The 21631-nt window shown below is 56.6% G+C and carries 19 protein-coding genes; 14 read left to right on the forward strand and 5 right to left on the reverse strand.

The window, feature by feature from the left end; genetic code table 11:
- Positions 1–99 precede the first annotated feature (99 nt).
- From OS190_RS12770 to OS190_RS12790, 5 genes are read left to right on the forward strand one after another with little or no spacing between them, the layout of a single operon-like run.
- Positions 100–1305 carry an acyl-CoA dehydrogenase family protein gene (locus OS190_RS12770; protein ID WP_267159086.1) on the forward strand — a complete coding sequence of 402 codons (1206 nt, stop codon included), beginning with the start codon at positions 100–102 and terminating at the stop codon, positions 1303–1305.
- A gap of 5 nt (positions 1306–1310) precedes the next feature.
- Positions 1311–2444, forward strand: a complete 1134-nt coding sequence (locus tag OS190_RS12775; protein WP_267159087.1) for an acyl-CoA dehydrogenase family protein — start codon at positions 1311–1313, stop codon at positions 2442–2444.
- On the forward strand, positions 2441–2863 hold the full coding sequence (locus OS190_RS12780) for a PaaI family thioesterase (RefSeq protein WP_267159088.1): 423 nt from the start codon (positions 2441–2443) through the stop codon (positions 2861–2863). The genes OS190_RS12775 and OS190_RS12780 overlap by 4 nt, the downstream gene beginning before the upstream one ends.
- Positions 2860–3630, forward strand: coding sequence for an oxepin-CoA hydrolase, alternative type (locus tag OS190_RS12785; protein WP_267159089.1), 771 nt, complete (start codon positions 2860–2862; stop codon positions 3628–3630). Before OS190_RS12780 ends, OS190_RS12785 begins: the two co-directional genes overlap by 4 nt.
- A 26-nt stretch (positions 3631–3656) precedes the next feature.
- Positions 3657–5150: a class I adenylate-forming enzyme family protein gene (locus tag OS190_RS12790; RefSeq protein WP_267159090.1), complete on the forward strand. Its 1494-nt coding sequence runs from the start codon at positions 3657–3659 to the stop codon at positions 5148–5150.
- 23 nt (positions 5151–5173) lie between these two features.
- Here OS190_RS12790 and rpe read toward each other — a convergent pair whose 3' ends face one another.
- Positions 5174–5863, reverse strand: a complete 690-nt coding sequence (gene rpe, locus OS190_RS12795; RefSeq protein ID WP_267159091.1) for a ribulose-phosphate 3-epimerase — start codon at positions 5861–5863, stop codon at positions 5174–5176.
- Positions 5864–6060: 197 nt separating this feature from the next.
- Here rpe and OS190_RS12800 point away from each other — a divergent pair, with 197 nt between their 5' ends.
- Positions 6061–6975, forward strand: coding sequence for an aminotransferase class IV (locus OS190_RS12800; RefSeq protein ID WP_267159092.1), 915 nt, complete (start codon positions 6061–6063; stop codon positions 6973–6975).
- A 2-nt stretch (positions 6976–6977) separates the two neighbouring features.
- Here the strand turns inward: OS190_RS12800 and OS190_RS12805 are convergent, their stop codons facing one another.
- Both OS190_RS12805 and OS190_RS12810 read right to left on the reverse strand, forming a co-directional pair.
- Positions 6978–8240 carry a glycerate kinase type-2 family protein gene (locus OS190_RS12805; protein WP_267159093.1) on the reverse strand — a complete coding sequence of 421 codons (1263 nt, stop codon included), beginning with the start codon at positions 8238–8240 and terminating at the stop codon, positions 6978–6980.
- 16 nt (positions 8241–8256) lie between these two features.
- Positions 8257–9423 carry a nucleotide sugar dehydrogenase gene (locus OS190_RS12810; RefSeq protein ID WP_267159094.1) on the reverse strand — a complete coding sequence of 389 codons (1167 nt, stop codon included), beginning with the start codon at positions 9421–9423 and terminating at the stop codon, positions 8257–8259.
- A gap of 192 nt (positions 9424–9615) precedes the next feature.
- Between OS190_RS12810 and OS190_RS12815 the strand changes: the two genes are divergently transcribed.
- Positions 9616–11268, forward strand: a complete 1653-nt coding sequence (locus OS190_RS12815) for a sulfatase-like hydrolase/transferase (RefSeq protein WP_267159095.1) — start codon at positions 9616–9618, stop codon at positions 11266–11268.
- A gap of 112 nt (positions 11269–11380) precedes the next feature.
- Complete coding sequence (locus OS190_RS12820; RefSeq protein ID WP_267159096.1) at positions 11381–11584, forward strand: hypothetical protein; 204 nt, start codon at positions 11381–11383, stop codon at positions 11582–11584.
- A 350-nt stretch (positions 11585–11934) separates the two neighbouring features.
- Here OS190_RS12820 and OS190_RS12825 read toward each other — a convergent pair whose 3' ends face one another.
- Complete coding sequence (locus OS190_RS12825) at positions 11935–13059, reverse strand: cupin domain-containing protein (protein ID WP_267159097.1); 1125 nt, start codon at positions 13057–13059, stop codon at positions 11935–11937.
- A gap of 145 nt (positions 13060–13204) precedes the next feature.
- Between OS190_RS12825 and OS190_RS12830 the strand changes: the two genes are divergently transcribed.
- Complete coding sequence (locus OS190_RS12830) at positions 13205–14155, forward strand: 2-hydroxyacid dehydrogenase (RefSeq protein WP_267159098.1); 951 nt, start codon at positions 13205–13207, stop codon at positions 14153–14155.
- A 64-nt stretch (positions 14156–14219) separates the two neighbouring features.
- Here the strand turns inward: OS190_RS12830 and OS190_RS12835 are convergent, their stop codons facing one another.
- The gene (locus tag OS190_RS12835; protein WP_267159099.1) at positions 14220–15257 is read right to left on the reverse strand and encodes a Fe(3+) ABC transporter substrate-binding protein; all 1038 of its coding nucleotides are present in this window, start codon (positions 15255–15257) and stop codon (positions 14220–14222) included.
- Between the two features lie 212 nt (positions 15258–15469).
- Between OS190_RS12835 and gap the strand changes: the two genes are divergently transcribed.
- From gap to eda, 5 genes are all read left to right on the forward strand, one after another.
- Complete coding sequence (gene gap, locus OS190_RS12840) at positions 15470–16477, forward strand: type I glyceraldehyde-3-phosphate dehydrogenase (RefSeq protein ID WP_267159100.1); 1008 nt, start codon at positions 15470–15472, stop codon at positions 16475–16477.
- Positions 16478–16560: 83 nt separating this feature from the next.
- A complete protein-coding gene (locus tag OS190_RS12845; protein WP_267159101.1) occupies positions 16561–18015 on the forward strand; it encodes an aldehyde dehydrogenase family protein in 1455 nt (484 codons plus the stop codon).
- 9 nt (positions 18016–18024) lie between these two features.
- The gene (locus tag OS190_RS12850; protein WP_267159102.1) at positions 18025–18771 is read left to right on the forward strand and encodes an SDR family oxidoreductase; all 747 of its coding nucleotides are present in this window, start codon (positions 18025–18027) and stop codon (positions 18769–18771) included.
- A 75-nt stretch (positions 18772–18846) separates the two neighbouring features.
- Positions 18847–20655, forward strand: a complete 1809-nt coding sequence (gene edd, locus OS190_RS12855; RefSeq protein ID WP_267159103.1) for a phosphogluconate dehydratase — start codon at positions 18847–18849, stop codon at positions 20653–20655.
- Positions 20656–20665: 10 nt separating this feature from the next.
- The gene (eda, locus tag OS190_RS12860) at positions 20666–21307 is read left to right on the forward strand and encodes a bifunctional 4-hydroxy-2-oxoglutarate aldolase/2-dehydro-3-deoxy-phosphogluconate aldolase (protein WP_267159104.1); all 642 of its coding nucleotides are present in this window, start codon (positions 20666–20668) and stop codon (positions 21305–21307) included.
- The last annotated feature ends 324 nt before the right edge of the window (positions 21308–21631 follow it).

The following is a 21631-nucleotide window of genomic DNA, read 5'->3' on the forward strand; positions in this document are numbered from 1 at the left end:
GATGTGCTGGAAAACTTGCTGTCTCTCCCGTTGGATCGTTGAGAGAGGCAGCGGGTTGACTTCATGCAACCCAGAAACTGACCCCAAGGGAGAGACCCAATGGACCTGAGCTATTCAGACGAAGAAAAGGCATTTCGCGACGAAGTCCGAAACTTTTTGGCGGAAAAGTTGCCGAAAGACCTGCGCGACAAGGTGGCAGGCACGGATGGTGACGGGTTGACCAAGGAGGATATGGAACGTTGGCATAGCATTCTGAACGATCAGGGTTGGCTGGTGCCCAACTGGCCAAAGAAGTTTGGCGGCGCCGAATGGAATGCGGTGCAAAAGCACATCTTTGAAGAGGAAGCCGCAGCCGCAAATGCCCCGCGCATTGTACCGTTTGGGTTTTCGATGCTGGCCCCGGTGCTGCACAAATTCGGCAGCCAGGAACAGAACGACTATTGGCTTCCGCGGATGTTGAATGGTGACGATTGGTGGTGTCAGGGATATTCGGAACCGGGGGCAGGGTCCGATCTGGCGTCGCTCAAGACCACGGCCGTCCTGAACGAAGCTGGTACTCATTACATCGTGAACGGACAGAAAACCTGGACGACCTTGGGCCAGCACGCGAACATGATCTTCTGCCTCGTGCGCACCAACAAGGATGTGAAGCAACAGGAAGGCATTTCCTTTCTGCTGATCGACATGACAACGCCCGGTATCGAAGTTCGTCCGATCATCTTGCTTGATGGTGCCCATGAGGTGAACGAGGTCTGGTTCACGGACGTCGAAGTGCCTGTCGAGAATTTGGTGGGTGAAGAGAACAAGGGCTGGACCTATGCCAAATATCTTCTGACACATGAACGCACGAATATCGCGGGCGTCGGGTTTTCCAAAGCTGGACTGAACACTGTCAAACGTTTGGCCAAGGCCGAAATGTCCAATGGCAGACCGTTGATCGAGAACCCGCATTTCGCGGCACGTATTGCACAGGTCGAGATTGACCTCTGGGCCATGTCAACGACCAACCTGCGCATCATCTCAAAGGCTGCTGGCGGCGGTACACCAGGGATCGAAGCCTCGATGCTCAAGGTCAAGGGCACCGTAATCCGCCAGGAAATCAATGATCTGGCGCGCCGGGCGGCGGGTGTCTACGCAATGCCTTTTGCCTCTGAAGCGCTTGAAGGCTCCAATGCGGGGCTGCCCGATCCGCTTGGCGCGGGACCGGTGGCCGCCAAATATTTCAACAATCGAAAGCTGTCGATCTTCGGCGGATCCAATGAGATCCAAAAAGGCATCATCGCCAAAGTAAGCATGGGAGGGTAACGCCGATGAATTTCGAGCTGACAGAAGAGCGGCAAATGCTGCAGGATACGCTGCGACGTTTTCTGCGTGACCGTTATGATACTGCGACACGTAACAAGATCCTGGACAGTGAGACCGGGCTGTCCCCTGAAATCTGGCAGGAACTGGCCGAACTTGGCGTGATTGGCGCATTGTTCACGGAAGAACAGGGCGGCTTTGGCGGCAAGGGATTTGATCTTGCCGTTGTTTTTGAGGAACTCGGCCGCGCCGGGGTTGTGGAACCGTTTCTTGATACAGCCGTGCTGGCCGGTGGTTTGGTTGCAGATTTGGGCAACGAGAGTCAGCGTACACTGGTTGAGGAAATCATCGAGGGCACCTGCCAGATGGCCTTTGCCCATGGCGAACCGACCAGCCGTTATGACCTGAACCGCGTTCAGACTACGGCAAGGAACGTGGGTGATGCCATCGTCCTGAACGGGCATAAGGCTGTTGTGGTCAATGCGGAAGCTGCGGACCATTTGGTCATCTCGGCCCGTGAGGGCGGTGAACCATCAAAGGAAGCGGGAATATCTCTGTTTCTGGTACCCGCAGACACCAAAGGTATCACAATACAGGGCTATGCGCTGCTGGCTGGTGGCCGCGCCGCCGAAGTCATGTTGGATGAAGTGACAATTCCTGTGTCCGCCCGCCTGGGTAAAGCAGGTGAAACATTTGCGGCGATCGAGGCACGTATAGCGGCCGCTTCCATCGCGCAATGCGCCGAAACCTTGGGGGCGATGGATACCGCAACAGCGTTGACCAAAGAATACCTGATGACACGTAAACAATTCGGACGTCCCATCGGCACGTTTCAGGCACTGGCGTTTCGCATGTCGGAGATGTTGATCGAGATGGAGCAAGCCCGCTCCGCCGTGATCAATGCAGCCGGTCATCTGGAAGCCAGCCGCAAGGAGCGCGAGATCAATGTCTCGGCGACCAAAAACCTGATAGGCCGGGTCGGGCGTCTGGTGGGTGAGGACAGCATCCAGATGCACGGTGGCATTGCCATGACCCAAGAATATGAACTGGCCCATATCGCAAAACGCATTGTTATGGCCGACCACCGTTTTGGAGACACGGATCATCATCTTGAGCGCTTTATCGCTCTTGGTGCCATGTGAGCGAAGCCAGCAAGACACTGCCGCCGCATGAAGCTCCTGAAAGCGGGGCGGAACTGTTGGTGGGTTACCGTATCAATCTTGCCGACCCTTCGGGATTGGCGACGGTGACGCTTGACATCGACGCGAAACACCGCAACCGAAACGGCACATTGCACGGTGGCATCCACGCGATGATGTTGGACGCAGCCGCCGGCTTCGCCGCCTCGCGGTTTATGGCGGGTGACGGCCTCTTGGTGCCGGTCGTGACGCTGTCGCTGACCACGAATTATGTTGCGGCTATTGCCGATGGGCGCGTGGTGGCGACGGGCCGTGTCACAGGGGGCGGGTACAAGATTGTTTATGCCACGGCAGAAATAACTGATGCCGGAGGTCAGGTGCTGTCCTCGGCCTCGGGTGTGTTTAAAAGGGCTGCAAAATGAACGCACGTATTGAAGACGCCGGTGATCGACTGATCATCTGGAACGGGAATACCGCCAAACGTGGTGCTTTGTCGCCCGAACTTTACGATTGTATCAACACGGCCTTGGTACAGGCCACGGAGCCGCGCATTCGCGCTGTGATCCTTACCTCGGAGGGCGGGTTTTTCTGCGCAGGTGGCAACCTCAATGTGCTGATTGAACGCCGTAAGATGTCAGAAGAGGCACGGCGCGAAAAGGTTGATGAATTGCATGATTTGCTCCGCGCGATGCGGGCAAGTCCGGTGCCCTTGATTGCGGCGGTCGAAGGCGGGGCCGCTGGCGCCGGTCTCAGTCTTGCGCTTGCCTGTGATCTGATCGTCGCTGCCAAGGATGCGAAATTCACCGCGGCCTATGTCAAGGCCGGTCTGGTCCCCGATGGTGGATTGACCTCTGCGATGGCGCGGTTATTGCCGCGCCCTTTGGCGATGGAAATGTGCTTGCTTGGCCGTCCCGTCCTGGCGACGCGTTTTGCAGAGCTTGGCGCGGTGAACCGCCTGAGCGGCCCGGGCAAGGCGATGGAGGAAGCGATGGCAATTGCGGATCATTTGGCGGCAGGCCCGCGTGAGGCGCAGGGCGTGATCCGTGGATTGGTCGCCCAAGCCTATGAAACCAGCGAAACTGAGCAACTGGACGCAGAACGTGATGCCATGGCCGCGGCCGCGGGAAAAGACGAGGCCGCCGAAGGCATCGCGGCTTTCTTGGAAAAACGCGCGCCAGCCTATCCCTAGGCAGAGGCGCAGGCGAGGATAGAGCGATGGCGCGGGTAGAAGCATTTTTGGCACAACAGGTGGCGACCCGACCAGCGGCGTTGGCCATCACCGACAGCATCGGCACGCGCTGGTGCTTTGCTGATCTCGACGCGGCAAGTGACGCACTGGCCGAACTGTTTCGCGATGCGGGTGTCGCTGCGAATGACCGTGTGCTGATGCTGTCGGAAAACTGTGCGAGCGCGGTTGCCGTTCTGTTTGCCTGTTGGAAACTCGATGCAGTGGTGATCCCGGTGAATGCCCGTCAGACCGAAAGCGAATTGAACCGCATTCTGGATCACGCCACACCGGTAGCAATTGTGATGACAACCGCGGTTTCCACAGATGCGGGCATCCATGCGGCGCGACTGGGCGCGCGAGAGGTAAGCGGTGATTTCGGGACGCTGCATATGGCCTCTTTCCGGTCAAATCCGGATGCGGATCTGCACGACGTGGCAGTGTTGCTTTATACCACCGGCACAACCGGTGATCCCAAGGGGGTCATGTTGACCCATGGGAATATGTGTTTCGGCGGCACCGCGTCGTCAAACCTGCGCGAGATGAGAACAGATGATGTCATATATGGTGTTCTGCCGCTGACCCATGTTTTCGGGCTGGTTTCTGTCATCACAGGGGCCATCTACGCAGGCGCGACAGTGCAACAAGAGGCACGGTTTTCGGCCAAGTCCCTGTATGATGCAGTGATGGCAGGAGTGACCATTCTGCCTGCGGTCCCGCAGATGCATGCGCTGGTGATGCAATATAGCAAGGAGCAGGGACTGACCGAACTCGGATCCCCCAGCCTGCGTTATGTATCGTCGGGCGGTGCACCGCTTGACCCCGCCTGGAAGCGTAAGGCCGAAGCGTTTTATGGCCTGCCATTGCAGAACGGTTTTGGCATGACCGAGACAGCCTCGGGCGCATCTGCTACACGCAATCCTCCGGGGTCACCGGATATTTCGGTCGGGCCCAAGACCCCGGGCACCGAAATCAGGATTGATGATGCCGCTTCGGGAGGAAATGGTGCAGGCACGGGTGAGGTGCTGGTGCGCGGCCCGCATGTCATGAAGGGATATTACCGTAATCCGTCCGAGACCGAAAAGGCGCTAAGCCCGGATGGCTGGCTGCGCACCGGCGACTTGGGCATGATCGATGACAACGGCCATCTGCATATATTGGGCCGCTCTAAGGAACTGATCATTCATGGAGGATTCAATGTCTATCCGCCCGAGGTAGAAGCGGCGCTGAACGACCATCCGCAGGTCATTCAGTCAGCTGTGATCGGGCGTATGAAGGACGGTGACGAAGAAGTGCTGGCCTTTGTCCAGATCGCCGACGGGGACAGTCTGGAGCCGGAAGAGTTGCGGCGCTTTGTGGGCGAACGGCTGGTTGGATACAAACGGCCCAGCCGCATTGTGATGGGCACGAGTCTGCCAGCTGCGCCAACGGGAAAAATTCTGAAACACAAACTGCTTGAGGCGTTTGCGGATCAACTGGACTAGCTTGTTCTGGCTGCGACTGGATGTCAGACGTAGACGCCGTTGGCCGCCTCGCGGATCGCTTTGATGTTGTGGCCATAGGGCGCAGGATCGCTTGCAGAGCCGCCCTTGAAAACGGCAGATCCTGCAACAAGCACATCCGCGCCCGCCCGTGTCACAATAGGGGCTGTCACTGGATCAACACCTCCATCGATCTCGATGTGGATAGGGCGTTCGCCGATCATCTGGCGCAGGCTTTTGATCTTGTCGCTCATGTCGATGAACTTCTGCCCGCCAAAGCCGGGGTTCACGGTCATGACGCAGATCATATCAACAAGATCGAGCAGATGCGCCACGCTTTCCGCAGGGGTGCCGGGATTCAACGCTACGCCCGCTTTGGCACCACTGGCGCGGATTGCCTGCAGGGTGCGGTGAATATGTGGCCCTGCCTCGATATGCGCGGTGATGAAATCGGCACCCGCCTGGGCAAAGGCATCGATATAGGGATCAACAGGCGCGATCATGAGATGAACGTCCATGACCCCTTTTATATGTGGGCGGATCGCGGCGCAGGTCGCCGGGCCAAAGCTGATGTTGGGAACGAAATGCCCGTCCATGACATCGACATGAACCCAATCTGCCCCCTGCGCCTCAACTGCTGCACATTCAGCGCCGAAATTGGCGAAATCCGCCGCGAGGATGGAAGGAGCGATTTTGAGCGATCTGTCAAAGGTCATAGCGGGCCTCTTTCGCGATAGTTGAACAGGGTTGTTATGCTGGCTGATAGGCCGAAGCGGACCATTTGTAAAAGGGTGATTGGGCAGCTGCCTTCACTATTTGCGGTATACCGGGATCTGCAAAAAGGTCCGGTGCCCCTGCTGGCCAGCCTATGCAAACCTGCTATCAATGACCGACACAGCAGGAGGGCCAGCAGATGACCACGACACATGAAGCGGACGAAGACGCCCGTAACCGCGATATCAAGATTTACGTAAACGGAGACATCCTTCACCGAAACGAGGCCAAAGTGTCGGTTTATGATAGCGGCTTCATGCTGGGTGACGGAATTTGGGAGGGCATGCGCCTTTACAAAGGGATCTGGGCTTTCTTTGACGAGCACATGGACCGGTTCTTCAATTCTTGCAAGGCGATCTCGCTGGATGTCGGGATGGACAAGGCAGGCATTGCAGAGGCGCTGCGCCTGACAGCAGAGGCCAATGGGATGACAGATGACGTGCATTGCAGAATGATGCTGACACGGGGGATCAAGGACAAACCTTTCCAGCATCCCGGTCTCAGCACCTCGGGGCCGACGCTGGTGATCATCATGGAACATTCCAAGCCAGTTGACCGACTGCAATCTACCGGCATCCGATTGGCGTCGGTGCCACAGGTGCGCGGTCTGCCGACATCCCAGGATCCAAAATTGAATTCACATTCCAAGCTCAATTGTATCATCGCCTGCCTGCAGGCCGAGGCAGCAGGAGCGGATGAGGGGCTGATGCTTGACCCTCATGGATTTGTGAACACCACAAATGCCTGCAACTTTTTCATCGTGCGCCAGCGTGCGGTTTGGACTTCAACGGGGGATTACTGCATGAACGGGGTCACCCGCCAAAAGGTGATTGATCTGTGCCGCGCCAATGATATTCCGGTTTTTGAAAAGAACTTCTCACTCTATGAGGCCTATGGCGCGGATGAGGCGTTTCTGACGGGAACCTTCGGGGCGCAGACACCGGTGGCAAAGATCGATGGTAAAGCGATCGGCAGCGGAGACAGGCCGGTGACGGCGCGATTGCAGGCCTTGTATAAAGACCTGATCCATCGCCATGTGGCAGAGCGGTCCTGACTTCACGGCACTGCGCCGATCAGAATGGCACGGAAATCGTTGACATTGGTGCCGGTCGGACCTGTGACAAACAGATCATCCGTGGCCTGGAAGGCTTCATATGAGTTGTTTTGCTGCAAGGTGGCTTGTGGATTCCAGCCTGCCCTGCGCATCCGGGCAGTAGTTGTCCCGTCAACAAAGGCTCCTGCATTGTCTTCTGAACCGTCAATACCGTCGGTGTCCGCGGCCAGAGCGTGGATGCCATCCATGCCTTCCAGCGCCAGGGCCATTGCCAGCTGGAATTCGCTGTTGCGTCCGCCGCGGCCCTTATGGCGCAGGGTGACGGTGGTTTCGCCCCCTGAGAGCAGTACAACAGGTGCGGGGTAGGGGAAGCCGGTTTGCGCGACCTGACGGGCGATGGCAGCATGGACCTGGGCGACATCCCGTGCTTCGCCTTCCATACGATCTGACATCACCCAAGCGTTCACGCCTCTGGCGCGTGCCGCTAGGGCGGCTGCTTCGAGGGAAATCGCGGCCGAGGCAATGATCTGTGTTTCAATCCGTTCATTGATGTCGGCTGCTGGACTGTCTTCTTGGCCGTCAAGATGGGACATCAGACCCTCGGGCAAGGCAATCCCACGGGCACCTATCATGTCCCGCACGTTTTTGGGGGAGGGACGTCCCGCCACAGTCGGACCCGACGCAACCTCGCCCGGTATGTCGCCGGGTACATCCGAAACAATGAGGTTATACACCCGCGCTGGCGCGGCAAGTTCTGCCAATCGTCCGCCATTGATACCACTGAAACATTTGCGAATATCATTCATCACCGAGATCGGTGCGCCAGAGGCAAGAAGCGCCTGGTTCAGTGCCTGCAGGTCGGCCAGATCCAACCCTTGCGGCGGATCAGGCAAAAGCGATGACCCACCACCACTGATCAAGGCGATCACCAGATCTTCAGGGCCAAGGCCCGACACTGCCGCTTTCAAGGCCTGTGCAGCCTTGATGCCTGCGGCGTCCGGCACTGGATGCGCAGCCTGCAACACTTGAATTGTTTCGCAAGGGGCAGCGTAGCCGTAGCGCGTCACAACCACGCCTGAAAACGGACCGTCCCAAAGCACCTCAAACGCCTGTGCCAATTGCGCGGCACCTTTGCCTGCGCCAATCACCACAGTGCGGCCTTGTGGTCTGGCAGGCAAGCGATGCTCAAGGGCCTTGAACGGGTCCGCTGCGGCAACCGCATGCTCAAAAAGATGGCTCAGGAACTTGCGGGAGGTATCTGGCATCAGCGCTCCGAAAGGGTCAACTGACCCCGAAAATATCGCGGGTAAAGACCTTGTCTTCGACATCATTCAGGTCGGTTGACGCACGGTTTGCAACGATGACATCACATTCCGACTTGAACGCTGTCAAATCGGTGACGACCTCGCATCCCATGAATTTCTTTTTATCGAGCGAAGGTTCATAGACCAGTACCCGGATGCCTGCATCGCGGATGTCTCGGATTACGCCGCGCACCGAACTTTGTCGAAAATTGTCAGACCCGGCCTTCATGACAAGACGATGGATGCCCACGGTCTGAGGTTCCATCGCGATTACGGTTGAGGCGATATATTCCTTGCGGGTCTTGTTGGCCTGGACCACCGCACGCATCAGGTTCTGTGGCACATCCGAAAAATTTGCCAGCATTTGTTTGGTGTCCTTGGGCAGGCAATAGCCACCATAGCCGAAAGACGGATTGTTGTAGTGATCGCCGATGCGGGGGTCCAAGCCGATACCCTCGATGATCTGGCGTGCGTCCATGCCAGCGCTCAGGGCATAGCTGTCAAGCTCGTTGAAAAATGCAACCCGCAAAGCAAGATAGGTATTGGCAAACAGCTTGATCGATTCCGCTTCATCCGCTCCGGTAAAGAGCATCGGAATATTGCTGGCCGTCGCGCCATCCGCCATCAATCGGGCAAAGCCGCGGGCGGCCTCTGTATCTGCGCCCACGACGATGCGCGAGGGGTTGAGGTTGTCATAAAGTGCTTGCCCCTCGCGCAGAAACTCGGGGCAAAAGAAGATGTTTTCTGTGCCAAGAACACCACGCATGCGCCGGATAAATCCGACCGGCACCGTGGATTTGACAACCAATGTGGCAGTCGGGTTGGTTTCACGTGCGGTTGCCAGCACCTGTTCGACAGACGAGGTATCGAAGAAGTCAGTCTTGGGGTCGTAATCGGTTGGCGTGGCGACAATGATGTAATCGGCCCCGACACAGGCCGAAGTCGCATCTGTTGTTGCGCTCAGCTCCAGCGGGCGTTCGGCGAGCCATTGTGCCAGCCCAACCTCATCAATAGGCGAGACCCGAGCGTTGATTTGCGCAACCCTATCGCCCGAAATATCGACGGCCACGACGGTATTGTGCTGAGCCAAAAGGGCAGCGTTGGATAGTCCAACGTAGCCAATGCCGAATACTGCAATTTTCATAACTCTGCCCAGCCTCGATTTTTTTAACCCAATGTCTTTCATACTCGTATCTGGCTGGCAATATCGCCGTGGCTTCGGCTTTCCATACTGGATTGAGGTGGTGCATCGCTGCAATGCCGGGCAATTGCAGGATAACTAATGGCTGGCGATTGGTCTGGCGGCATGGATAGAATGCGCCAAGGGAGACGCGTCTTGAATATTCTGTTTATTATGTATGACCAGTTGCGGTTCGACTATCTGAGCTGCGCGGGCCATCCACATCTGGAAACGCCTAATTTTGACCGTGTGGCAAATATGGGTGTCCGTTTTACCAATGCCTATGTACAATCGCCGATCTGCGGCGCCAGCCGGATGTGTTTTTACACGGGGCGTTATGCTTCTAGTCATGGGGCACAGTGGAACGGTTTCCCCCTGCGGGTGGGGGAACATACCCTTGGTGATCACCTGCGCCGGGCTGGCATGGACTGCTGGCTGATTGGCAAAACCCATATGCGGGCAGATGCCGCAGGTATGGCACGCCTGGGCCTCGCCCCCGACAGCGTTATCGGTGCCCGACAGGCGGAATGCGGTTTTGACAGCTGGATCAGGGACGATGGCCTATGGGCGGAGGGGCCGGAAGGGTTTTATGACGAAAAACGCTCTCCCTATAATGAATACCTGAAGTCCAGGGGGTATGACAGCGACAACCCCTGGGCGGATTTTGCCAATGCTGCGGTCAGCGATGAACAGATTGCCTCTGGCTGGATGTTCCGAAATGCAGACAAGCCCGCCAATATCCGCGAGGAAGACAGTGAAACGCCCTGGCTGACCTCGCAAACCATCGCTTTTATGGAGCAGACAAAAGCACCCTGGTGCGCACATGTCAGCTATATCAAACCGCATTGGCCCTACATCGTGCCAGCACCCTATCACAACATGTACGGCAAGAACCACGTGCCGCAGGCCCGGCGCAGCGAGGTGGAGCGCGATGATCCGCAGCCTGTGTTTGGTGCCTATATGGAGAACAAGGTCGCACAGGCATTTCAGCGCGAAGAAGTGCGCGAAAAAGTCATCCCTGCCTATATGGGTTTGATCAAGCAATGCGATGATCAATTGGGCCGCTTGTTAGATTACCTTGAGGAAAACGACCGGATCAAGGATACCATGATCGTCCTGACCTCTGATCACGGCGACTACCTTGGTGATCATTGGTTGGGTGAGAAAGATCTGTTTCACGAGGCATCGGTTAAGGTGCCCATGATCATATTCGATCCACGCAAGCAGGCCGACGGCACCCGTGGTACGACCTGTGATGCCCTGGTCGAAAGCATTGATCTGGCCGCCACCTTTGTTGAGGCCGCTGGGGGAGAAGTACCCGAACATATCATCGAAGGGCGGTCCTTGATCCCCTGGTTACAGGGCGAAAGGCCAGAATGGCGCGATTTTGTAGTAAGCGAATATGATTATTCCGCAACGCCGCATGCGGTCAAATTAGGCGTTGCGCCGAAAGATGCCCGACTTTTCATGGTGTTTGACGGGCGGTACAAGTTGATGCATGCCGAGGGTGGCTTCCGTCCAATGCTGTTTGATCTGCAAAATGACCCTGACGAATTCCAGGATCTTGCCAAAACGGATGAACACGGTGAGGTGCTGGAGCGGCTATATCGTTTGTTGGGGCAATGGGGCCGACGCATGTCGCAACGGGTTACGAAATCGGATGCGGACATCATCAACATGCGCGGCAAATCCTTGCGCCGGGGTATTTTACCGTTTCTGTATGACGGTAGCGAAGTGCCCGCTGAACTGATCGCCAAATACACGGGTCCTGTACGGCAGAAATTTGGCAGCGATGATACGGATTCCTGACCGCCACCATTGAAATGTGGGTCAGCGCGGGGAGGTATTGCCAAAGGGGCGAAAGGTGAAATCACCCAGTCTACCAACTGGTTGAGCAGTTGCACGAATGACCTGTCGCCCAATGCCTGTAAAATGGGTGGCGCCAGGGCGTGCCTGTTCCGCCAAGACCCTTAGCACGCGCTCATCCGCGACATTGAACGCGCCCACGATCGAAGCTCAAGTAATTGGTAATCTGCGACAATATGATTCTCTCTCGCCCATGATGTATCCGATCGAAGAACTGATTGCCCTTGTTCCGAAAACACCCTTGGTGGTGCCGAATTGACCCGCGACAATGGGGCCAATGGGGCCAATGGGGCCAATGGGGCCAATGGGGCCAATGGGGGCATCGTATTGGGCAAAGAGTGATATATCCTTGATGCCTTTGATCTATACCGAATTGGTGCATCGGTACGTCGTAACGACGTGATTGAAGAAACCGATCCGAGGGCTGGTTGGCTGAACGATCCTGTGACAAGTATCAATTGGCTGGGCGCAGTGGCCAGTAGGTAGGGAGATTTTTGCCTGCGAAGCGCGTCGGATCAGATAAGTGAAAGACCAACATCCCGCGCAAACCCACCCCTTCGCAGAATGTGTTTTGCAAGGCCGATGACCCGCGACCTATGGTGTATGTCTTTAGGTGTGAACCGTGGTGGCAAAGCCCGAAGGCAAGGTCGCCTCGATCACTTCACAGTCTGGTGATGCGTTTACATAGCGTGTCTTGAGGAACGGGGGCAGGACAAATGCATCCCCCGCAACGAGGTCATGGGTCTTTGGCCCTTCGGCATCGACTTCCAATGTCAGGCTGCCTTCCTTGACAAAGGTAAAGAGGATGTCGGTGTCATGGCTTGTCCATATTTGATCGCCCGATCCATCTGGTCGCGCCACCATGACGCCAGCGACGCCTGCAGTGCCGTCACCGATTCCTGTATCACGCGCATCCCATCCGGGGATTCGCCAGGGGCTCCATACCGCCTCTGCTTCTTTGTGATGCACGAACTTGCTGCCTTCCCAATCACGATCGGGATTCACTGTGTCATTGGGCAATTCCATGTCGTGATCAATTGTTGTGATATGTTCGGCTGGGACGCCAAGTTCCAGAACCTCTACATTATCTGATGCCTCCAGCACGCGGTGGCGGATTTTTGGCGGTTGGATGACGCAGTCTCCGGCGCTCAGGATAAAGGGTTCGCCCTGATCCTCATATACAAGACGCACCCAGCCACGATAACAGAAAATCAACTGAAAACCGACGGTATGATAGTGGACCATGTCAGGTACCGGACCACCATCCGGAATGCGGATATGGGAAGCAATGATCGACCCACCGAGGCGGTCGGTAATCAGGTCGCGGTAGCGCATGCCTGCACGCCCGATGACCCAGGAATCGCTGTCGGCCAAACGCCGCACCATGAAAGAATGGCGTGTTTCGGGGATCTGCAAGGGTGGGTTTGCATCATGCAGTTCGATCCGGTTGCCATTGGGGCTGGTCAAGGTTGCGCTTTGCGCGGCCAGTGTTTCATAGTCACTGACATAAAGGCGCAACACCACAGGTGCCACATTCGCATCGCGTTCCAGGCGAAGACGCAGACCATGTCCCGAAATTACCGCAACGGAAGGATCATCCGCAGGAAAAATCAAATCAAGCCGGAAGCCCAGCTTACCAAGAAAGAACGGCATCTCGGTCTTGAGGTCTTTGACCGCTAAAACCAGTTCGGCGGACTGGATGGCCCCCGATTTCAGGCTGTTTGGGGTGGTCATGATGCAGCTCCTGTATCGGGTAAACCGAGGTCAGCGACTTTGTGCCATCGGCTTGTGGAAACGTCAAACCTATGGGTCGATATTTTATGAAGCCGGTCCTAGGATGACATCATTTACCGTCCGGACCTGCAAAAGAGCGTGCCAAATGACCAAACTCCTGATTACACGTCCCCTGCCGCAAAGCGTGATTGACGTGGCCAAACGGAACTTTGACGTGAGGGTGCGTGCGGAAACGACACCCTTGACCCTGGCTGAACGGAGTGCCGCCCTGAGCGAATTTGATGCAGTTCTTCCGACATTGGGGGATGCCTTTCCTGCGGATGCTTTTACGGCTGAACCACGCTGCCGGATACTGGCAAATTTTGGTGTGGGTTTTAACCATATAGACGCAGAGGCTGCTCGTGCGGCTGGTATCGAGGTGACGAATACGCCCGGTGCAGTGACGGATGCCACTGCCGATATTGGTATCACATTGATGTTGATGACATGCCGGCGTGCCGGCGAAGGTGAACGTCTGGTGCGTGCGGGCAAATGGCCGGGGTGGCATCCGACGCAATTGTTGGGCATGCATGTGGGCGGCAAGACGCTGGGTGTTGTCGGCATGGGACGGATCGGCACGGCTATTGCCAAACGTGCCGCAGCCGGTTTCGGAATGAAAGTGGTATTCTACAACCGCTCCAAGGTGACGGGCTTGCCCTTTGACGCGCACCAGATGGACAGTTTGACAGATGTGCTTGCGGCGGCAAATGTTGTCGTGATCGCCTTGCCCGCGACCCGGCAGACGCACCATTTGATTGACGCACAAGCCTTGGCGGCAATGTCGCCCGACAGCTATCTGATCAACATCGCTAGGGGCGACATCATTGACGAGGCAGCCCTGATAAAGGCGCTGCAGAGCAAACAGATTTCGGGCGCGGGTCTGGATGTATATGAATTTGAACCGACCGTGCCACCGGCGCTATGTGCGTTGGAAAACGTGACCTTGCTGCCGCATCTGGGCACTTCGGCGCAAGAAGTGAGAGAGGAAATGGGGTTGATGGCCGTCGACAATCTTTGCGCCTTCTTTGACGGAAAACCCGTGCCGAATCCGGTTTAAAGCACGGCCAAAAATAAAGGGGCGCACCATTGGTACGCCCCCCGGGGAGTGTTGGAAATGTGGTTCACTTCCAGCCGACTTCATTAAAAATTTTCTGTGCTTCCGGCAGGTTCTCAGCCACGTCTGAGAGGTTGACTGTATCTGCCTTGAAGGTGCCCAGCTTCGCGACGCTCTCGCTCAGTGTGACGCCGGGAACGGATGGGAATTCGTCATTACCTGCTGAAAAATACTGCTGGGCCTGATCAGAGGAAAGGTATTCCAGAAAGGCGATGGCGTTTTCCTTGTTCGGGGCATGCGCCGCGACACCACCGCCCGACAGGTTCATATGTGCACCTTCAGCGTCCTGTGCTGGGAAAACCCAGCCGATCTTGTCGATCTCGGCGCTTAAGCCTTTGACATCGGTGCGCAGGGCACGGGCGAAATAATAGGTGTTGGCAACCGAAATATCGCATTGGCCAGATACGATGCCGCGCAGTTGGTCAGTGTCACCACCTTCTGGATCGCGGGCGAAGTTGGCAACGACGCCTGCTGCCCATTCTTTTGCAGCTTCGCTGCCATGGTTCTCGATGATCGACGACAGAAGGGTCTGGCCATAGACGTTGGACGAGGAACGGTGGCAGACCATTCCTTTGTATTTTGGATCGGCGAGCGAGAGGTAATCCATCGGGGGATCCTGCACGTCGGCCTTGTCATAAAAGATGATCCGCGCACGCTGGGAAAAAGCGAACCACTGGTTGTCATTGTCTTGCAGGTTGGCGGGAATGCGTTCTTCCAGTACGGCGCTGTTGATGGACTGAAGCACGCCTATGTTCTTGGCGCGGGACAGACGGGAGGTATCGACCGTCAACAGAATATCAGCCGGAGAGTTTGCCCCTTCGGCTTGCATCCGGGCGATAAGTTCATCGGCCTTGCCCTCGATCCGGTTGATGGTGATTCCGGTCGCCTCTGTAAAATCCGAATAGAGCCGCTCGTCGGTGTCGTAGTGGCGCGAGGAATAGAGATTCAGTTCTTTGGACTGACCATCTGCCTGAGCGGCAACGGTCCCGCCAAGCAAGGTTGAAGCAGTCAGCAAAGCAGTGGTGGTCTGTTTTAGAAATGACATCGGGCTCTCCGGTTGAAAGTATCTTACTGTTTTGATCAACTATCATACCTTGCGACAGGTGCAAGTATTCTTATTGAAATAGTAAGAATTGAGTGGGCGGCCCAACGACATGCAGTCTCAGGAGGCATTTTTAAAGCTTTCGCTTGATTGTCGCCACTGTTAGCGCTAACGATGGCCGCAAATGAACGGCGGACCTTGCAGGAGTAATCGACATGACTACCAAAATCGCAATCAACGGGTTTGGACGCATCGGTCGATGCACAGTTAGGGCATTGTTCGAAAGCGGGCGCAGTGATGTGGAAGTCGTCGCCATCAATGATCTGGCATCCCCCGATCATATGGCACATTTGCTGAAGTACGACAGTGTACATGGTACCTTCCAGCAGGATGTGTCGGTCGAAGACGGGAAGCTGGTCATTGCTGGACAAAGGATTCGGCTGAGCGCTGAACCCAAACCTGCGGACCTGCCATGGGGCGATGTTGATATTGCACTGGAATGCACTGGCCGGTTTAACAGTCGTGAGCAGGCAGCGGCACATTTCGAAAATGGATCAAAACGCGTTCTGGTGTCCGCCCCCGCATCCAAAGCGGACCGTACGGTTGTTTACGGTGTGAACCACACGGAACTGACGGGCGAAGATCTGGTGGTGTCAAACGCGTCCTGCACCACAAACTGTCTGGCTCCGGTTGCCAAGGTTCTGGACGATACCTTTGGCATCAAGACAGGGTATATGACCACGATCCACGCTTACACGGGGGACCAGCCGTCCCATGACCGGGATCATTCCGATCTTTACCGGGCTCGGGCCTGCGCCCTGTCTATGGTTCCGACTTCGACGGGCGCGGCGCGGGCGATTTCGCTGGTATTGCCGCATCTCGAAGGGCGGCTGGAAGGTTCGGCTATTCGTGTGCCAACCGCGAATGTCTCGCTGGTGGATCTGAGCTTTGTACCTGAAAAGCCGGCCACGATCGAGACCGTGAATGAAGCCATCAAAACCGCTGCTGACGGCCCCCTCAAAGGTGTTCTGGGATATGAGGCAGCGCCGCTGGTTTCATCTGACTTCAACCACAATCCGTTGTCGTCTGTCTTTGCACCGGCTCAAACCAGTGTCACCGGCGAAGGTTTGGTGCGGGTGGTCAGTTGGTATGACAATGAATGGGGTTTCTCAAACCGAATGCTTGATACTGCGACGCATATGGCGGGTCTGATCGACGGATAAACTTCCGGACGCACATCTTCTTTGACACGAGGCTCTGGGTGTCTAATCTGGCCTGACGGCATTCCCGCTCAGAAGGACATATCATGACAATGCGCCCCCTTGGGATCGATCCCGGCCAGTGTTTTATCGGGGGGCGGTGGGTGCCCTGCGAAAGCGGCTCATCGTTGGATCTGCTTAATCCGTCTGATGGCAGCACACTTTGTGCCATCGCGCGAGGAAATGCTTTGGATATAGACAAGGCCGTGATCGCGGCCCAGGGCGCTTTGGTGTCTGACTGGGGCAGGTTGGTCAATTTCGAGCGCGGTCGTTTGCTGGCGAAAATCGGCCAACTGGTACTGGAGCAATTGGAAACGCTGGCCGAGCTGGAAGCGCTGGATGTCGGCAAACCCCTCAAACAAGCGCGCGCTGATGTGATTGCTTTGGCCCGTTACATGGAATTTTATGCCGGGGCGGCTGACAAGATTCACGGCGCGACTATTCCCTATCTTGACGGCTATACTGTCTATACCCTGCGTGAGCCACATGGGGTGACGGGGCATATCATTCCGTGGAATTACCCGATGCAGATCATCGGCCGTTCTGTTGGTGCGGCGTTGGCTATGGGCAATGCCTGCGTCCTCAAACCTGCTGAAGATGCCTGTCTGACGGCACTGGCATTTGCCCAGATCGCCGATGACGCAGGTCTGCCCGCGGGAGCCTTGAACGTGGTGCCCGGACTGGGAGCGGAGGCAGGTGCTGCTCTGACTGCACATCCAGGCGTACACCACATTTCCTTCACAGGCTCTGTGGGCGTGGGTAAGTTGATCCAGTCCGAAGCTGGGGCCAATGTTGTGCCGGTTACACTTGAGCTTGGTGGTAAATCTCCGCAGTTGGTGTTCGAAGATGCGGATGTCGACTCCGCTCTGCCGTTTTTGACCAATGCGGGAATACAGAACGCGGGTCAGACCTGTTCCGCATCCTCGCGGATTTTGGTGCACCGCAGTCGTTTCGACGAAGTGGTGAACGGGATGGCCGCGCATTATCGTGCTTTGCGTGCCGGACCTGCGATGCAAGATCTGGATGTCGGCCCGTTGGTGTCCCATCGTCAAAAAGAGATCGTTGAGGGCTTTCTGAGCAAAGGTGACGATCTTGAAATTGCTGCAACCGGTCAGATCATCGCAGTTGCGCCAAGTGGCGGGGCTTATGTCGCCCCGACTTTGTTTGCAGATGTCGCGGCGGATCATACCTTGGCGCAGGAAGAAATTTTTGGCCCCGTGCAGGTCGTGATCCCGTTCGAGAGCGAGGAAGAAGCCGTTGCAATCGCCAATGGCACGCCCTATGGCCTGGTCGCATCGGTCTGGTCGCAAAGCGGGGCGCGACAAATGCGTCTGGCCAAACGCCTGCGGGCAGGGCAGATATTCCTGAACAATTACGGTGCAGGCGGCGGTGTCGAGCTCCCATTCGGGGGATCCGGCCTGTCCGGACATGGACGCGAGAAAGGGTTCGAGGCACTCTATGGATTTTCGACCCTGAAAACGGTCGCGGCATTACACGGATAGGAGAGTTTCATGAGGTTGGATGGTAAAACAGCGATTGTGACTGGCGGCGCTTCGGGCTTTGGTGCGGGCATTGTACGTAAATTTCGCGCCGAGGGCGCGAAAGTGCTGATTGCAGATTTGAATGCCGAAATGGGGCATGATCTTGCCTCTGAACTTGGGTCGGGTGTCGCGGTGATTGCGACAAACGTAGCCGATGGTTTGAGCGTTCAGGCGATGGCCGACCATGCGATGGCGACATGGGGGCAGATCGACATATTGATCAACAATGCGGGTGTCACCCATTTACCTGCCGCGATGGAGGATATTTCCGAGGACGACTTTGACCGGGTCATCGCGGTTAATGTCAAATCCGTGTATCTTACCGCCAGATCCATCGTGCCACTGATGAAGGCACGGGGGGCGGGAGCTATCCTGAATGTCGCATCAACAGCAGGGGTTAGCCCGCGACCAAGACTGAGTTGGTACAATGCATCCAAAGGCTGGATGAACAATGCGACAAAAGGGATGGCGGTCGAACTGGCGCCGAGTGGCGTACGTGTGAATGCATTGAACCCGGTTGCAGGTGAGACCCCCTTGCTCAAGAGCTTTATGGGAGAGGATACGCCCGAAATGCGCGCAAAATTTCTTGCCACCATTCCGCTGGGCCGTTTCTCGACTCCAGAAGACATGGGCAATGCCGCCTGCTATCTATGTTCTGACGAAGCGAGCATGATCACCGGGGTCTGCATGGAAGTTGATGGCGGCCGCTGTATCTAGACGTCAAGCGGTTGCCTAAATGCGGCCAGGGGTGTAGATGTTGTGATGTTAGCGCTAACAAACTGAGGGAAAGCCATGACCGTCCATCCCAGGCTCCAAGAAATTACCGATCGTATCATCGAGCGAAGCGCAGCGCCGCGTGCGGGCTATCTGGCGCGGATGCGGGCGGCCAATGGCAAAGGGCCGTCGCGTGCGCATCTGTCTTGCAGTGGGCAGGCGCATGCCTATGCGGCCGCCGGTGATGATCAGGATGCCCTGGCAACGGGTATCGGGGGAAACCTCGGGATCGTCACTGCCTATAATGACATGTTGTCGGCACATCAGCCTTTCGAATTGTTTCCTGATGTCCTGCGCAAGGCCGCGCGCAGCGTGGGCGGCACCGCGCAGGTTGCAGGTGGTGTGCCTGCCATGTGTGACGGAGTAACCCAGGGTGAGGCGGGCATGGAATTGAGCCTGTTTTCGCGCGATGTCATTGCCATGGCCACCGGTGTCGCACTTAGTCACAATGTCTTTGACGCGGCGGTTTTCCTGGGCGTGTGTGACAAGATCGTTCCGGGCCTTGTGATCGGGGCGCAAGCCTTTGGCCATTTACCAGCGGTGTTCGTGCCTGCCGGACCGATGACAAGCGGTCTTGCCAACGATGAAAAAGCGATGGTGCGTCAGAAATTTGCGACGGGCGAGGTTGGCCGCGATGCATTGATGAAAGCCGAGATGAGTGCCTATCACGGTCCGGGCACCTGTACGTTTTATGGGACGGCCAACACCAACCAGATGCTGATGGAATTCATGGGTTTGCATTTGCCTGGCTCCAGCTTTGTCACGCCAAACACTGACATGCGGGAAGCCCTCACTGCGGAGGGAGCGCGCCGAGCATTGTCGCTTTCCGCGCTTGGCAATAATTATACGCCGGTTTGCGACATTCTGGACGAACGTGCCTTTGTGAACGGGATGTCGGGGTTGATGGCGACGGGTGGCTCTACGAACCTGCTGATCCATTTGGTTGCAATGGCAAGAGCGGGTGGCATCGTGTTAACACCTGACGATTTTTCCGAAATATCCGAACTCGTGCCGCTTCTGGCGCGAGTCTATCCTAACGGCCTGGCGGATGTGAACCATTTCCATGCCGCGGGCGGTTTGGGTTTTGTGGTTGGGGAACTACTTAAGGGCGGATTGCTGCATCCCGATACGCAAACGGTCGCGGGGCAGGGGCTTGATCATTACACTCAGGAGCCCTTCCTGGAGAATGGTGAACTTGTCTGGCGGCCCGGAACTGATCAAAGTCTGAACCCCAAGATCGTAAGCAGCATTGACGCACCTTTCCAGAAAACCGGCGGGTTGAAACGTCTAAAGGGATCCTTGGGTACAGGCGTGATGAAAATCTCGGCTGTCGCACCGGAATATCATGTGATCGAAGCGCCAGCACGGGTGTTTCATTCACAAGAAGATGCAAAAGCCGCGTTCAAGGCTGGCGAATTTACTGGTGATGTGATTGTCGTCGTGCGCTTTCAAGGACCAAAGGCAAACGGCATGCCCGAATTGCACAGCCTCACACCGATGCTGGCGATTTTGCAGGGCCGTGGTCAAAAGGTTGCGTTGGTGACAGATGGGCGCATGTCCGGCGCTTCTGGCAAGGTGCCTTCGGCCATCCATGTCTGCCCGGAAGCACTGGATGGCGGACCCATTGGACAGGTGCAGGACGGGGATATCTTGCGCGTCGATGCGGTTGCAGGCACGCTAGAGAACCTCGCGCCGGATGCGGCCAGTCGCCCTATGGTGACCGTGGATCTGAGCGGCGGAGCAGCAGGTGTAGGGCGCGAGTTGTTTACACCGTTCCGCGCCGCGGTTGGTGCGGCAGAAACCGGCGCTAGTGTTTTTGGATGGTAAGGAAGTCATGATGACATTGCATTCACGCTCTACCGAGACCCGCAAACTCTGTGCCTTGGCACCGATCATTCCTGTTCTGGTGGTGCATGATGTGGCACATGCCCGTCCTCTGGCCGAGGCTTTGGTCCGCGGTGGCCTGCCGGTGCTTGAGGTCACGTTGCGTACGCCCGCAGCCCTTGAGGTGATTGCCGAAATGGCAAAGGTCGAGGGAGGATATGCCGGGGCGGGAACCCTTGTTACGCCTGATGATGTCGCCGCGGCCATAAATGCAGGCGCGCAATTTGGTGTTTCCCCGGGAGCCACTGATGCGCTGCTGGACGCGACAGAGGTGGCGGGACTGCCGATGCTTCCCGGTGCGGCAACGGCATCCGAAGCTATGGCGCTGCTGGAACGCGGGTATGATGTGCAAAAATTCTTTCCCGCAGCGGCAGTGGGAGGGGTGCCTGCGCTCAAGGGTATTGGCGGCCCATTGCCACAAATTACCTTTTGCCCGACAGGCGGGATAAACTCTGAAAATGCCGAAAGCTATTTGTCCCTGCCGAATGTAATCTGTGCCGGTGGCAGCTGGGTTGCTCCGAACGATCTGATCGAGGCCGGAAAGTGGGACGAGATCGAGGCTCTGGCGCGCGCTGCCAGCCAGTTGGAACGCTAAGGCACCAAAAGGTGCAGAATGCCTATGCCAAAGGGCGGTACCGTTTTGGTCATGCCCCGCGTTGCGACGGGACACTCACGATCGAATGAGGCGTAAGTCCGGCAGCGGGTTAGCACGCGACAGGATTGAATGACCGCCGAACATGGGATGACGGCGGAAGAAAGCTGGGCGGAGTATCCAGCAAGAGTATCCATTGCCACCGGTTTTCTTTGGTTCTGTTTGACCAACGTTCGGCGGCACCTATTGGTCCCAAAATTACTGGAATGCGGGCCAAAAGAGGCTTCAGCCAAATCAATCCCGAAGTTGTGTTGACTCAGGAAAGGC

Origin of the sequence: Sulfitobacter sp. F26204, assembly GCF_026410305.1 — a bacterium.
Classification (GTDB): Bacteria; Pseudomonadota; Alphaproteobacteria; order Rhodobacterales; family Rhodobacteraceae; genus Sulfitobacter.

What these genes read in the sequence shown, in the direction of transcription:
- OS190_RS12775 (WP_267159087.1), top strand. Translation starts at nt 1,311, where the DNA reads ATGAATTTCGAGCTGACAGAAGAGCGGCAAATGCTGCAGGATACGCTG.
- OS190_RS12845 (WP_267159101.1), top strand. Translation starts at nt 16,561, where the DNA reads ATGACAATGCGCCCCCTTGGGATCGATCCCGGCCAGTGTTTTATCGGG.
- gap (WP_267159100.1), top strand. Translation starts at nt 15,470, where the DNA reads ATGACTACCAAAATCGCAATCAACGGGTTTGGACGCATCGGTCGATGC.
- OS190_RS12810 (WP_267159094.1), bottom strand. Translation starts at nt 9,423, where the DNA reads ATGAAAATTGCAGTATTCGGCATTGGCTACGTTGGACTATCCAACGCT.
- OS190_RS12805 (WP_267159093.1), bottom strand. Translation starts at nt 8,240, where the DNA reads ATGCCAGATACCTCCCGCAAGTTCCTGAGCCATCTTTTTGAGCATGCG.
- rpe (WP_267159091.1), bottom strand. Translation starts at nt 5,863, where the DNA reads ATGACCTTTGACAGATCGCTCAAAATCGCTCCTTCCATCCTCGCGGCG.
- OS190_RS12835 (WP_267159099.1), bottom strand. Translation starts at nt 15,257, where the DNA reads ATGTCATTTCTAAAACAGACCACCACTGCTTTGCTGACTGCTTCAACC.
- OS190_RS12785 (WP_267159089.1), top strand. Translation starts at nt 2,860, where the DNA reads ATGAACGCACGTATTGAAGACGCCGGTGATCGACTGATCATCTGGAAC.
- OS190_RS12820 (WP_267159096.1), top strand. Translation starts at nt 11,381, where the DNA reads ATGCCTGTAAAATGGGTGGCGCCAGGGCGTGCCTGTTCCGCCAAGACC.
- OS190_RS12770 (WP_267159086.1), top strand. Translation starts at nt 100, where the DNA reads ATGGACCTGAGCTATTCAGACGAAGAAAAGGCATTTCGCGACGAAGTC.
- OS190_RS12800 (WP_267159092.1), top strand. Translation starts at nt 6,061, where the DNA reads ATGACCACGACACATGAAGCGGACGAAGACGCCCGTAACCGCGATATC.
- OS190_RS12850 (WP_267159102.1), top strand. Translation starts at nt 18,025, where the DNA reads ATGAGGTTGGATGGTAAAACAGCGATTGTGACTGGCGGCGCTTCGGGC.
- OS190_RS12825 (WP_267159097.1), bottom strand. Translation starts at nt 13,059, where the DNA reads ATGACCACCCCAAACAGCCTGAAATCGGGGGCCATCCAGTCCGCCGAA.
- edd (WP_267159103.1), top strand. Translation starts at nt 18,847, where the DNA reads ATGACCGTCCATCCCAGGCTCCAAGAAATTACCGATCGTATCATCGAG.
- OS190_RS12790 (WP_267159090.1), top strand. Translation starts at nt 3,657, where the DNA reads ATGGCGCGGGTAGAAGCATTTTTGGCACAACAGGTGGCGACCCGACCA.
- eda (WP_267159104.1), top strand. Translation starts at nt 20,666, where the DNA reads ATGACATTGCATTCACGCTCTACCGAGACCCGCAAACTCTGTGCCTTG.
- OS190_RS12830 (WP_267159098.1), top strand. Translation starts at nt 13,205, where the DNA reads ATGACCAAACTCCTGATTACACGTCCCCTGCCGCAAAGCGTGATTGAC.